The 12,931-nt window shown below is 67.3% G+C and carries 12 protein-coding genes; 2 read left to right on the top strand and 10 right to left on the bottom strand.

Annotated elements, in window-relative coordinates:
- The 9 genes from R9J51_RS21440 to R9J51_RS21480 all read right to left on the bottom strand — a co-directional run bounded on the left by R9J51_RS21440 (position 1) and on the right by R9J51_RS21480 (position 9,017).
- A complete protein-coding gene (locus R9J51_RS21440) occupies positions 1-1,119 on the bottom strand; it encodes a zinc-binding dehydrogenase (RefSeq protein WP_179562473.1) in 1,119 nt (372 codons plus the stop codon).
- 150 nt (positions 1,120-1,269) lie between these two features.
- Positions 1,270-1,806 (bottom strand): VOC family protein, encoded by a 537-nt coding sequence (locus tag R9J51_RS21445; protein ID WP_168557339.1) that lies wholly within the window; start codon positions 1,804-1,806, stop codon positions 1,270-1,272.
- A 19-nt stretch (positions 1,807-1,825) separates the two neighbouring features.
- A complete protein-coding gene (locus R9J51_RS21450; protein ID WP_179562471.1) occupies positions 1,826-3,244 on the bottom strand; it encodes a 2-oxo acid dehydrogenase subunit E2 in 1,419 nt (472 codons plus the stop codon).
- Positions 3,245-3,254: 10 nt separating this feature from the next.
- On the bottom strand, positions 3,255-4,268 hold the full coding sequence (locus tag R9J51_RS21455) for an alpha-ketoacid dehydrogenase subunit beta (protein WP_168557337.1): 1,014 nt from the start codon (positions 4,266-4,268) through the stop codon (positions 3,255-3,257).
- Between the two features lie 18 nt (positions 4,269-4,286).
- Positions 4,287-5,270 carry a thiamine pyrophosphate-dependent dehydrogenase E1 component subunit alpha gene (locus tag R9J51_RS21460; protein WP_169475331.1) on the bottom strand — a complete coding sequence of 328 codons (984 nt, stop codon included), beginning with the start codon at positions 5,268-5,270 and terminating at the stop codon, positions 4,287-4,289.
- Between the two features lie 38 nt (positions 5,271-5,308).
- Complete coding sequence (locus R9J51_RS21465) at positions 5,309-6,529, bottom strand: acyl-CoA dehydrogenase family protein (protein WP_179562469.1); 1,221 nt, start codon at positions 6,527-6,529, stop codon at positions 5,309-5,311.
- Between the two features lie 5 nt (positions 6,530-6,534).
- Positions 6,535-7,686 (bottom strand): thiolase family protein, encoded by a 1,152-nt coding sequence (locus R9J51_RS21470; protein ID WP_179562467.1) that lies wholly within the window; start codon positions 7,684-7,686, stop codon positions 6,535-6,537.
- The gene (locus R9J51_RS21475) at positions 7,683-8,075 is read right to left on the bottom strand and encodes a Zn-ribbon domain-containing OB-fold protein (protein WP_432788012.1); all 393 of its coding nucleotides are present in this window, start codon (positions 8,073-8,075) and stop codon (positions 7,683-7,685) included. The genes R9J51_RS21470 and R9J51_RS21475 overlap by 4 nt, the downstream gene beginning before the upstream one ends.
- A gap of 192 nt (positions 8,076-8,267) precedes the next feature.
- Positions 8,268-9,017, bottom strand: coding sequence for a helix-turn-helix transcriptional regulator (locus R9J51_RS21480; RefSeq protein WP_432788013.1), 750 nt, complete (start codon positions 9,015-9,017; stop codon positions 8,268-8,270).
- Between the two features lie 137 nt (positions 9,018-9,154).
- Here R9J51_RS21480 and R9J51_RS21485 point away from each other — a divergent pair, with 137 nt between their 5' ends.
- Positions 9,155-10,294 (top strand): acyl-CoA dehydrogenase, encoded by a 1,140-nt coding sequence (locus R9J51_RS21485; protein WP_179562465.1) that lies wholly within the window; start codon positions 9,155-9,157, stop codon positions 10,292-10,294.
- 146 nt (positions 10,295-10,440) lie between these two features.
- Positions 10,441-11,367 carry a hypothetical protein gene (locus tag R9J51_RS21490; RefSeq protein ID WP_179562463.1) on the top strand — a complete coding sequence of 309 codons (927 nt, stop codon included), beginning with the start codon at positions 10,441-10,443 and terminating at the stop codon, positions 11,365-11,367.
- A gap of 17 nt (positions 11,368-11,384) precedes the next feature.
- Here the strand turns inward: R9J51_RS21490 and R9J51_RS21495 are convergent, their stop codons facing one another.
- Entirely contained in the window at positions 11,385-12,902 is a 1,518-nt protein-coding gene (locus R9J51_RS21495) for an altronate dehydratase family protein (protein ID WP_179562461.1), read from the bottom strand.
- Positions 12,903-12,931: the final 29 nt, after the last annotated feature.

Raw genomic sequence — 12,931 nt, forward strand, 5'->3', positions numbered from 1 at the left:
TTATTCCTGGGGCAGGATCAGGTATTTCGCCCCCGTTGCGCGGCGGGTGAAATCGCGCACCACGTCTTCGTCCAGCACGCGCGACAGCGGCACTTGCGTCTTGTAGTTCGACGCGAAGATCGTGGTCAGGTCCTGGCCCACGCGGGCCTGCATGCGCGCGCGGACTTCGGGGCCCAGCTCTTCCATGCGCGGAAACAGCAGCCAGCCCGAAACGTCCCAGACAAAGCCGATGTCGCGCGGCAGCGTGATCGGCCCGGTATCGAGCATGCCATAGACATAGGCGCGCTTCCTGGCGGTGGAGCCATAGCGGGAATAGGCCCCCGCCGCGGCACGGCCCACTTGCTCCATGGTCGAAAGGATCGTGCCCAGCACCGGGCCGCCGCCGATGGCGTCGAACACGGTATCGGCGCCGGTCGTTTCCAGCGCCTGGCGCAGGTCTTCGCGGAACGTGGGGCTGGCACTGTCCACCACATGGGCGGCGCCGATGCCTTTGAGCAGGTCGGCCTGCTCGGCTTTGCGTACCACGTTGACCAGGGGAATGCCTTCGGCCGCGCACAGGCGCACCAGCATCTGGCCCAGGTTCGATGCTGCGGCAGTGTGGATGATGCCCTTGCCGCCCACGCTGCGCAGCGTTTCGACAAAGCCCACCGCCGTCAGCGGGTTGACGAAAGCGGCCGCGCCATCGCGCGCGCTGGTGCCTTCGGGCAGGACCATGCAGCTTGCTGCCGGCACCACGCGGTGACGGGCATACATGCCACCCGCCACGGTCGCCACGCGCTTGCCCACCAGCGCCTGTGCCGCCGCGCCCGATCCGGCCGCGATCACCGTGCCGGCGCCTTCGCTGCCCACGGGCATTACCTCGCCTATGCGTCCGGCCAGCGCGGCCATGCCGGCGGGCGAAACCGGCGCTTCCACCTGGCCGGGGGCGAACACGGCGTCGTCGATCCGGGCGGAGCTGAACAGCAGGCCCAAGTCTGACGGATTGATCGGCGCGGCTTCCACCGCGATGACCACGTCGTTCTCCCCAGGCGCGGGCAGCGGCATGTCCGTGAGCGCCGCCACGATCTTGCCGCCTTCATGGACCTGGCTGGTGAGGACGAGGGTGGTTTGCGGCAGCATGGGCACTCCTTGGTATTGGGCGTGGAATTTCGTTCGAACGCACGTCACCCCGGACTTGATCCGGGATCTGGCTTCTTCCGACATGGAGCGAAGACAAAGCGGGACCCCGGGTCAAGCCCGGGGTGACGAAAGACGGTCCGGATTTCCTTCCTACCCCAGCTTGCGCAGGGGATCGCTGCCGTCCCAGTCGCGCGCGGCCTCGCGCATCATGGCAAACAGGCCCGCGCCACCTTCCATCAGCTTGACATATTCGATCACGCCGCCCGGCCCGGCGCCGGCATCGGCATAGATCACCCCCCCGGTTTCGCCCACTTTGCCTTCGATCAGGATCGTGGCGCCGGCTTCGGCCAGTGCGGCGCGCACCGGCTCCAGGTCGTCAACCTCGACGCACACGTGGTGCAGCCGGTCGGTGACGGCATAGGGCCCGGTATAGATCGACGGCGCATCGTTTTCCGGGCGGATCAGTTCGATCTGCATATCGCCCCAATAGCCCCAGGCCGCGGCAAAGCGCGCGTCGCTTGGCTGTCCCAGATAGGTCATGTCGGTCAGCGTGATGCCTTCCATCACGAAGAACGGCCCGGCGCCGACCACCCGCGTCCAGTAATCGATCGCCGCATCGAAATCGGCGGGCAGGTAGGCCATCTGGAAGATCGGGCCGAACTGCGTGAGGGGGCCGCGCTGGGACATGGGGATCTCCGTGTGAAAGTCAGGCAAACAGGCGCTCGGGGGTTTCGAGCAGGTCTTTGAGCGTGGCGAGGAACGCCGCGCCCGCTGCGCCGTCGATGGCGCGGTGATCAACCGAGAGCGTGAGCGCCAGCCGCGTTTCAAAGCCAATGCCGCCGCCGGGCAATTCGCAAGGGGTGCGCGCCGCCGTGCCCACCGCCAGGATCGCGGCCTGGGGCGGATTGATGATCGCGGCAAATTCCTCCACCCCGAACATGCCGAGGTTGGAGATGGAAAACGTGCCGCCATCCATGTCCTCGAACGCCAGCTTGCCGGCCTGCGCCTTGTCGATCAATGCGCGGGTGGCCGTGGCGATGGCGGCGATGGGCTGGCGATCGGCCTGGCGCACGATCGGCGTGACCAGGCCCTTGGGGCTCGCGACGGCGATGGCGATATCGGCATGGGCAAAGCGGTGCACGCTTTCACCGTGCACCTGCACGTTGACATCGGGATGCTGCGCCAGGGCCAGCGCGGTGGCGCGCACCAGATAGTCGTTGATCGTGGCCTTGCTGCCAAGAACGAGATTGGCTGTCTTGCGCAGGGCCAGCAGTTCATCCAGCCGCGCGCTGGAGCGCAAGTAGAAGTGGGGAATCTGCTGCTTGGCTTGCGTCAGGCGCTGGGCCACCACCTTGCGCACACGATCGAACGGCACCACCACTGGCGGATTGGGCACCAGGGCAAAGGGCGCGGGCCCTGCGGGCGCAGCGGGCGCCGGGATCAGCGCGAGGACATCGGCCTTGGCAATGCGGCCGCGCGGGCCAGAGCCTTTTACGCCCACAAGACTGATGCCGTGATGGGCGGCCAGCCGCCGGGCGAGGGGGGAGGCGAAGACCTTGGTGTCTTCCTCCACCACGGTGAGCGTGCCGTGCAGCGCGGGGATGGCCGGCGCACGCAATGCCTGCTGCACGTCCTGCAAGGTGATGCGCCCATCGCGGCCCGATCCGGTGATCGGCTCGATGTCGAGCCCGGTTGCCTCGGCCAGCTTGCGCGCTTCCGGGCTGATGGCGCGGTTGGTGAGCAAGGGCTTGGTGACCGGGGGCTGGGGCGCCGGAGCTTGTGCTGCCGGGGCCGGCGCGGCGCCACCACGCGCGGCGGCGCTGGCTTCGGCCGGGCGGAAAGCTGCGATGAACGCATCGATCTCGGCCGCGCTCGTGCCCGGTTCGGCCAATACGGCGAGCAGCGCGCCAACCGGCTGCGCGTCCCCCCCGGCGGGCACCAGCACGCGGGCCAGCACGCCATCCCATTCGGCTTCGACTTCGTTGGTGATCTTGGCGGTTTCGATCAGGCACAGAAGCTGGCCACGGGAAAAGGCCGAGCCTTCCTCCAGCTTCCATTCGGCGAGGGTTCCCTCGGTCATCTCGATGCCCCACTTGGGCATGCAGAAGGGGCGGATGTCAGGCATGCGGCCCTCCTCAGCGCCAGGCCAGAACGCGGCGCACGGCATCCTCGATCTTGTCGATCGAGGGCAAGTACGCGCTCTCCAGCTCGCGCGCGAACGGGATGGGGGTGTGCGGCGGGGTAACCTGCAGCGGCGGCGCCTTGAGGCTGGAAAACGCCTTTTCCGCCACCAACGCGCGCAAGTCGGCGGCCAGGCCGCAGCGCGGCGGCGCTTCGTCCACCACGATCAGGCGGCCGGTCACTTCCACGCTGTCGAGAATGGCTTCCTCGTCCAGCGGGCTGGTGGTGCGCAAGTCGATCACGTCGCAGCCGATGCCCTCGGCAGCCAGGCGATCGGCCGCCGCCTCGCACATGCCGAGCAGCAGGCCGGTCGAGACGATCGTCACGTCGCCACCCGCGCGGGTGAGGCGCGCGTGGCCGAACGGGATCATGAAGTCCGGGTCGTCGGGCACTTCGCCGCTGGTCGCGTAAAGCGCCTTGTGTTCCAGAAAGATCACCGGATCATCGTCGCGGATGGCGGTGCGCAGCAGGCCTTTCACATCGGCCGGGGTGGCTGGCATCACCACTTTGAGGCCGGGCATGCCGGTCAGGATCTGGTGGACCGACTGGCTGTGCTGGGCAGCGGCGTTGAAGCCCGCGCCATAGGCCATGCGGATCACCGCCGGGCAGCGCGTCTTGCCGCCGAACATATAGCGGAACTTGGCAATCTGGTTCCACAGCTGGTCGAGGCACACGCCGATGAAGTCGGCAAACATCAGTTCGGCCACCGGCCGCTTGCCCGATAGTGCCAGGCCTGCCGCCGCGCCGATGATCGCGCTTTCCGAAATCGGCGTGTCGATCACGCGGGTGGGGCCAAACCGGTCATAAAGGCCGGTAGAGGTTGACCAGATTCCGCCGATCGCTTCGGGTCCGCCGGCCGTCCCCATGCCGCCCACCACGTCTTCGCCCAGCACCACCACATCGGGGTCGCGCGCCATTTCCTCCATAATGGTGGAAAGCACGGCATCGCGGTACATCATCTTGGTCATCGTATCCGCTCCCCGCGATCAATAGCTGATGTAGACGTCGGCCAGCACGTCTTCGGCCGTGGGGCGCGCGGCGGCGCGCGCGGCGGCCACCGCTGCCTCGATCGCGTCCAGCACCTCGGTGTCGAGCGTGTCGATCTCGGCGTGGTCAAGCAGGCCTGCTGCGGTAACCGCCGCGCGAAACCGCTTGAGGCAATCGCGCTCGGCACGAATGCGATCGAGTTCGCCCGGCCCGCGATAGCGCTGCGGATCGCCTTCGAAATGGCCGAAGAAGCGCTCGGTATCGAATTCCACCGCCACCGGCCCGCCGCCGGCGCGCACGTGGGCCAGCACCTCGCGCATGGTGTCGTGCACGGCAAAGAAATCGGTGCCGTCGGCGCGCCAGGCTTTCATGCCAAAGGCTTGCGCCCGGCTGGCGATGTCCTGTGCCGTGCCCACGGCATAGGAAAAGCCGGTGTGTTCGGAATAGTGGTTGTTCTCGAACACAAAGATGCACGGCGCCTGGGTCACGACGGCGAGGTTCATCGCCTCGAACGTGGTGCCCTGGTTGCAGGCGCCATCGCCGGAAAAGGCGATGGCCACGTTGAGGCCATCGGGGCCAGGGCCATCGGCGCGGCTGGCAAGCGCCGCGCCCACCGCGATGGGCGCGCCGGCGCCGACGATGCCATTGGCGCCCAGCATGCCCTTGTCGGCGTCGGCAATGTGCATCGAGCCGCCCTTGCCCTTGCACAGGCCCTCGCGGCTCCCCCAGATTTCCTTCATCATTCCTTCCACGTCGCAGCCCTTGGCCAGGCAATGGCCATGGCCGCGGTGGGTGGAAACGATGCGATCCTGCGTGCCCAGATGCGCGCAGACGCCCACCGCCACGGCTTCCTGCCCGCAATAGAGGTGGGTGAAGCCGGCGATCTCGCCGGTCTGGATTTCCACGTGCAGCCTTTCCTCGAACTCGCGGATGGTCTTCATCGCGCGATAGGCGTTCAGCAGGGCTTCCCGGCTCAGTTGCATTCCCGACTCCCGACGGTTCTGTTTTGCCTGTTCATGGCTTAAAGATGCAGCACGGTCTTGGCGATGATCCCGGCCTGCACCTCGTTGGTGCCGCCAAAGATCGTCCAGGCACGACTGTTGAGATAGCGCGCGGCAGCAACCTGGCTTTGCCCGCCATGCACCGGCACAGGGGCGCCGGGCCCATAGAGCGGGCGCTGGCGTTCCAGTTCCAGCCCGGCAAGGCCGAGCAAGTCCATCGCCAAGAGGTCGATATCCTGCCGCAGGTTCGAGGCCAGGAGCTTGACCAGCGAGGTTTGCGGCCCCGGCTTTTGCCCATGGGCGATTTCCGAAAGGATCTTCAGTTCGATCATTTCGAGCGATTCCACCCCCAGGCGGATGCGCGCCACGCGCCGGCGCCATTCGGCGTTGCCGGCCATCTTGCCGCCGTGGCCATCGCTCTGGCTGACAGCGTCGGCCTCGATCCGGCGCAAGTCATAGGCCAGCTTGGGCGCGTGGCACGAACCGCCGCGTTCGTTTTCCAGCAGGAACTTGGCCAGTTTCCAGCCATCGCCCTCGGCGCCCACGCGGTCGCTTACCGGCACTTCCACGTCTTCCAGGAACACCTGGTTGACTTCGTGATCGCCCGCCAGCGTCAGGATCGGGCGCACCGAGATGCCCGGCTGGTTCATGTCGATCAGCAGGAACGAAATGCCCGCGTTCTTGTGCGCGCTGGCATCGGTGCGCGCCAGGCAGAACATGCGGTTGGCCCAATGGGCATGGGTGGTCCAGATCTTCGATCCGTTGACGACATAGCGCTCGCCGCGTTCGTCGCTGATCCGCACGGCGCGGCATTGCAGGCTGGCCAGGTCCGATCCGCTCGCCGGCTCGGAAAAGCCCTGGCACCAGTAATCTTCGCCCGAGAGGATGCGCGGCAGATAATGCGCCTTCTGTTCGGGCGTGCCAAACGTGTAGATCACCGGGGCCACGAGCTTGAGGCCCAGCACCGTCAGGTTGGGCGCGCCGGCTTCGGCGCATTCCTTTTCGAAGATGTAGCGCTGCACCGGGCTCCACCCCGTGCCGCCGTATTCCTTGGGCCATTGATAGGCGAGCCAGCCCTGCTTGTGCAGCACGGCGTTCCACGCCTGGCCGATGTCGGGCTCCACGAAGACCGATGGCGTGGCGGCGGCGCCATCGCGGATCTGCGCTGTCAGGTTTTCGGCCAGGAACGCGCGCACTTCGTCTCGGAACGCCAGGTCTTGGGGAGAGAGATCAAGGTCCATCGGGGCTATTTCTGAAGAATGGTGACGGCAGAGACGCCGGGGGCGCCATAGACGTGGCTGTAGGCCGTGCGTGGGCTGCCCGGCACTTGCCGCCCACCGCCCGCGCCACGCAATTGCACAACGTTTTCATAAACCTGGCGCAGGCCAGAAGCGCCGATCGGCTCCCCGCAGGCAAGGCATCCGCCATCGGTGTTGACCGGCAGGGTGCCATCGATGCGCGTCCGTCCTTGCGCCAGCCATTCCTCCTGCGCGCCATCGGGGCAAAAGCCGTTCTCGGCCATGTGCATGATCTCTGCCCCCGCTTCAGTGTCTTGCAACTGCGCCACGGCGATCTCGGCGGGGCCGATGCCGGCCGCCTCGAACGCAGCAGCCGATGCCAGGCGCGTGGCCGTTGCGGTGCCGCCGCCGATATCGATGCAGGGAGCAAAGACTTCGAAACTGCCGGGCGGGCGGGTGCGCATGGTGGCGGCGGCCAGGCGGATGGGTGCGGCGCCCAATTGGCGTGCCTTGCGCTCGCTCGCCAGCACCAGCGCCACGGCGCCTTCGCCCGGCGAGCAGAACATGAACTTGGTGAAGGGGTCTGACACCATCGGCGCATCGAGAATGGTGTCGAGCGCCACCGGCTCTCGCCGCCAGGCGTGGGGCGCGTGGACGCCGTTGGCAAAGGCCTTTTCCGCCACCAGCCCCAGCGTGCGGCGCGAAATGCCGTGCAGGTGCATGTAGCGCATGATCTTGGCGGCAAAGAACTGCGTGGTGACCATGTAGCCGGCTTCGCCGTACCATTCGGGCAGGTTGTATTCCGCCGGCAGGGCATTGAACGCGCCGCGCGGATGCTTGTCGAAGCCGAGCGCCAGGCCCAGCTCGAACTCGCCCGAACGGATCGCCATCTGCGCCGAAAACAGCGCGGAGCCGCCGGTGGCACAGCCGTTGCGTACATTGATGAACTGCACGCCGGTCAGCCCCAGGTGCGAGACCATGGAGTCGGGATTGCCGGCCGCATCCGATCCGCCATAGGCAAACTGGATATCGCGCCACTCTACCCCGGCATCGGCCAACGCCGCGCGCACGGCGAGCACGCCCTGTTCGAGGCCGGATCGCCCTTCGGTGCGGCCAAACGGATGGATCCCGATCCCCACGATCTCGACGGCCGCGCTCATGCCGCTGCCTCCGCCGGGCGGAACGCGGGCAGCCACAACGGCGTTGCGGCCTGCGCATCAAGCGCCACGCGGGTCAGCACCAGATCCATGCCGATGCGGATGGCGTCGAACGCCACATCCACCAGGCGCGCCTGCACGATTACTTCGCCGGGTAGCTCGACATAGCCGAGCGCCCAGGGGGTGAAGTCCTCCGGCCCGGCATAAGGCGGGCTTTTCGGACGAAAGTGCTGGATGGTATAGGACCACAGCGTGCCGCGCGGCGAAAGCGCGATCGGTTCGAACGCCGGTGCTGCGGGATGGGGAAACACGATGCGCCCGCTATCCCGCTCGCGCCCACCCATCAGCCGCAAGGGCGCTTCGGGCATGAACAGGGCGGCGGGCTGGGGCAAAGTTTTCCTCTCCTGACAATGCGGGCGCTGTTGTGATTCCGCTTTCCCGATAAAGCCCGCCGGTGCCCCTGCTGGCGACTCTTCAAAACGCTAGGGCCAATCAAAAGGGCAGGGGAAACGGCGCAATTGCGCCGGGCACGGCGCCACGCCGCGCCGAAACGACGCGCGCTATGCTGCGGAAATGCTGCACGCCTACTTGTTGAGCGAAATGTAGCCGAGCTGGGCCGCCTTGAAGACGGTCTGGCTGCGGTTGACCGCGTCCAGCTTGATCGAGGCGTTGTGGATGTGGAAGCGCACCGTGGCGCGGCTGCGGCCGATGATCATGCTGATTTCCAGGTCGGTCTTGCCGATTGCCGCCCAGCGCAGGCACTCCACCTCGCGCTTCGACAGGCGCGAGCCTGGCGGCAAGGCCTGAAGCGAACCCATCGTGTTGACATAGCTGGTGATGAACGTGCGCCCGACCAGGCCGAAGATATCGCCATAGCGGCGGAACAGCGGGCCAAGATCGGTAAGCGACTGGTCCAGCGGATTGAACGAGACGGCGCCGATCTGGCCAAAGGGCAGGTGGACCGGCACGACGATTGCCGCGCGGGTCATCGCCCGGGTTTCGAAGTTGGTGAGGTCGATCGCGGCGAGATAGCGGTTGGGTGCACGGGTGTGGCAGCCCTTCTCGTTCATCCAGAACGGCTCGCTTTCAAAGCGGCAGGCCGTGGTGATCGGCGAATCCAGCGCGATGCGTGGGTTCTGCCACCAGGCCTTCTCGTTGGTCCAGCCGAACACGTCGCGCGCCAGCACGCTGCCATCGGCGTCCATCGGCGTGCGCTTGTCGGCAATGTTGTGCGCGGGCGCGGCTTGCAATCCGCAACTGCGGGCGAGCGCATCGAGCGCTTGCGCCGCGCGGCGGATCTGATCTGGCGCCGTGATACGCACGGCATCAACCATTCCAGGCTTGGGGCATCCATCTCCAGGACCATCTCTTTTGCCTTCTTTTGATCGGGCGTTGTGAGCCTTCCTAGCCTTTTTCGCAGCGTGGTTGGCCTGTCGGTAGTGCTAGATCGCTTGGCGAGGGAGCAAAACCCATGAATTTCGAGCGCAGCGAAGAAGAAACCATGCTGGCCGACCTGGCCGATCGCTTTGTGGCCGACCGCTATCATATCGAGCGGCGCTGTGCCTATCAGACGCATCCGCAGGGTTTTTCCCAGGAAAACTGGGACTTGCTCGCTGAATTCGGGCTGATGGCGGCGCCGCTGGACGAGCGCGACGGGGGCATGAACCTGGACGCGGGAGCGATCGTGGCGCTGTTTGGCGCGCTGGGGCGAGGGTTGGTGACCGAGCCGCTGACCGAAAGCGTGCTCGTGGGCGCACGGCTTTTGCTGGCCGGTGCGGGCGAAGACCTGGCTGCGGCCTGGCGCGAGGGGCTTTCGACCGGCACCCGTCGCGTGGCGCTGGCCCATGCCGAGCCATCGAGTCGCGGCAATGCAGCATGGGTGGAAACGCGCAGCGAAGCCGGGCCGGGAACCGTGCGCCTTTCCGGCATCAAGCATTGCGTGCCAGCGGGCGTGGGCGCCGACGCCTTTGTCGTCAGCGCACGAACTGCCACAAGCGGTGGCAACGATGGCGTGGGTTTCTACCTGGTACCCGCCGATGTCCCCGGCCTGACGCTCACGCCGTGGCGGATGATCGATGGCAGCGTGGCCGCGCATCTTGCGCTTGATGGCGTCACCGTCCCCGCCGATCACGCGCTCAGTGGCGGGCTTGCCCTGCTCGACCAGGTCATGCCGCTGGCTGATCTGGCCCGCGCCGCAGAGGCGGTGGGCGTCATGCAGCGCATTTTTGACGAGACGCTGGAATATCTGCGCACGCGCAGCCAGTTCAACACGCCCCTGGGCCGTTTCCAGGCGATCCAGCATCGCATGGTGGCGCACTATTGCGCGCTGGAACAATCCAAGGCTTTGCTCAACCTGGCCCTGGTGGGAAGCGGCGATGGCGGTGACCCAGCGTCGCACGCGCACGATTTTGCCCATGCCGTGGCCGGGGCTCGCGCCTTCATCAGCGAAGTCTCGCTGGCGCTGGGCCACGACATGATCCAGTTCCACGGCGGCATGGGCGTGACCGATGAACTCGCGATCGGCCATGGCCACAAGCGCCTGGTGCTGCTGTCGCGCTGGCCCGAAGAACCGCTGGCCAAGCTCGATCGTTATGCAGGCCTGGCGGCCTGAGGCACCGCGGCATCCCCGCAAGGCTTGGCGACATATCGAAAAATCGGCAAGGGGGGATACCCGGCGCGATCGAGGCGCGATAAGAGCATGCGCGCGGGAACAGGGGATTCCCCCATCGCGCGGTTGTTCTTGGTCGGGATCCCATCATGTTGAAGTCCTCGGTGCGTGTTTTCCTGGCGGGCACGGCCTGCGTTGCGGCCCTCGCGCTGCAAGGCTGCGGGCCGGCGCTGTTCCACCACGAAGCCGCCGCGCGCCGCGCGATGCCGGCCAGGGCCCGGGCAGAACCTGCCGCGCCGGCCCCGCAGGCTGAACCGGAACAGGACCAAACCCAGACAGAAACCCAAACCCAAACCGCACCACTGCCACCGCCGGCCGCCGATACCGAACCCACGCCTCCCGCGTCGGCCCCGGTCAGCCCGCCGCTGGCCGCTCCGGCACCCGAACCGGCGCCTTCTCCCGCACCCGCTCCAGTACCGGCGCCTGCGCCCGCTCCCGCTCCCGCTCCCGCCTATACACCGCCTGCGGCACCCGCACCGGTTGCGCCGCCGCCTCCTGCGCCCGAGCCCGTCCCGGAAGCCGCGCCCATCGTCGTGAACCGCTCGCCCGATCCCCCGCCACCGCCGCCACCCCCACCGCCGCCGCCGCCGCCGGTTGCTGTCTCCACGGTCGTGGTGACGGTGTCGCCGCCGTCGGGCTGCAAGGATTGCGAGACGGTCAGGCTTTCGGTCTCGCCCACGGGCGAAGTACTGATCGAGCGCGGCAACTGGGACATGATTCACCAGAAGTGGGTCTATCGCCGCACGCCGACCAAGACCCGGCCACGGAACGCCAATGCCTTCATCGCCGCGTTGGATGGCGATCGGCCGCTGGGGGTCAAGGCGGTTTCTGGCAACGCGGGCTGCACCGCCCCAGAAAGCGATGCGGGCGGCAGCGTGGCGCTACGCTGGGTCGATGGTCTGCGCGATGACCGGCTGAACGTGAGCTTTGCCTGCGCGCCTTATGCCGGCAGCACCTGGGAACGCCACGTGCGCGAAGCGGCGGCGCTGCTGTCGTTGAGCCGGCCCATTTTCTAAAGCGCGACCACAAAAACCTAAAGCGTCACGCCGCGTTTCCAGATGCCGATGGCGCGTTCGTCGTTGGCTTCGTTGCGCGCCGGTTCGCCGCTGGCCACGGCGATAATGCGAGCGAGCAGGGCCTGCGCCGCGGCGTCCATGCCGATGTCGAGCGCCTGGCCCGCGTCGAAATCGATCCAGCCGGGTTTGTGCCGGGCCAACGCGGTGTTCGAGGCGATCTTCATCGTCGGCACCGGGCTGCCCAGCGGGGTGCCACGTCCGGTGGAAAACAGCGTGAGCGTGGCGCCGGCCGCGGCGAGCGCGGTGGTGGAAACCGCATCGTTGCCCGGCGCTTCCAGCACGGTGAGGCCGCGGTGGCTGAGCGTCTGGCCATAGTCGATCACGTCGGTCACCGGGGCCTGGCCGCCCTTTTGCACCGCGCCAAGTGACTTTTCCTCCAGCGTGGTGATGCCCCCGGCAATATTGCCGGGGCTGGGGTTTTCCGAAACAGGCTCTCCATGATCGAGGAAATAGCGCTTGAAGCGGTTGACCAGGGTGGAGAGCCGATCGAACACCTCGGCGCTGGTCGCGCGTTCCAGCAGCAGGGTTTCCGCGCCGAACACCTCGGGAATTTCGGTCAGGATCGCCGCGCCCCCGGCCTGGGTGACGGCATCGGTCATCCGTCCGATCAAGGGATTGGCGGTCAACCCGCTCATCGCGTCAGATCCGCCGCATTTCACGCCCAGGCGCAGCGCGGAAAGCGGCACCGGCGAGCGCCGATCCTGCGCCATCACCGCCAGCAGATCCTCGATATGGCCAAGCCCGGCGGCAAATTCGTCGGCCTCGCTCTGCGCGCGCAGCACGCGCAGGCGCGTCCGCCGTTCGGGCGGAATGCGCGTGAGCAGCGCATCGAGCTGGTTGGATTCGCAGCCGAGACCGAGCAGCAGCACGCCGCCGGCATTGGGATTCATCGCCAGGGCGGCCAGGATCGCGGCCGTGCCATCCAGGTCAGCGCCCAGTTGCGAACAGCCAAATGGGTGGTTGAACGCATGGACGCCATCGATAGCGGCGCCGGGCAGGGCCGCCGCCATGCCCTGGCCGCGCTGCGCCAGGCGCTCGCCCAGCCGGCCTACGCAGCCCACGGTGGGCAGGATCCACAGCTCGTTGCGCGTGCCCACGCTGCCATCGGCGCGGGCAAAGCCCAGGAACGTGGGCGCATCCCCCGGCGCAACGGGCGCGGTATCCGCATGCGGGGCAAAGGCATAGGCCAGTTCCCCGCCCAGTGCCGTCTTCAGGTTGTGGCTGTGCACATGCTCGCCCGCCGCGATCGCCTGGGTCGCCAGGCCTATGCGCGCGCCATAACGGTGCACCGGGGCGCCTGCCGAGAGGGAGTGCAGCGCGAACTTGTGTCCCGCCGGCACGGCATCGCGCAACACCACGCGGCTGGTCCCCACGGCAATTGTCTCGCCCGCGTCGAGCGGACGCAGCGCCACGGCAACATCATCGCGCGGGGCGATCTGCAGGGCATCGGGAAGGGTGGTGAGGGCCTCGGTCATGCGGCTGGGATACACTGTTGCCAGCGCTG

It is taken from the genome of Novosphingobium rhizosphaerae (genome assembly GCF_050920675.1).
GTDB lineage: Bacteria > Pseudomonadota > Alphaproteobacteria > Sphingomonadales > Sphingomonadaceae > Novosphingobium > Novosphingobium rhizosphaerae.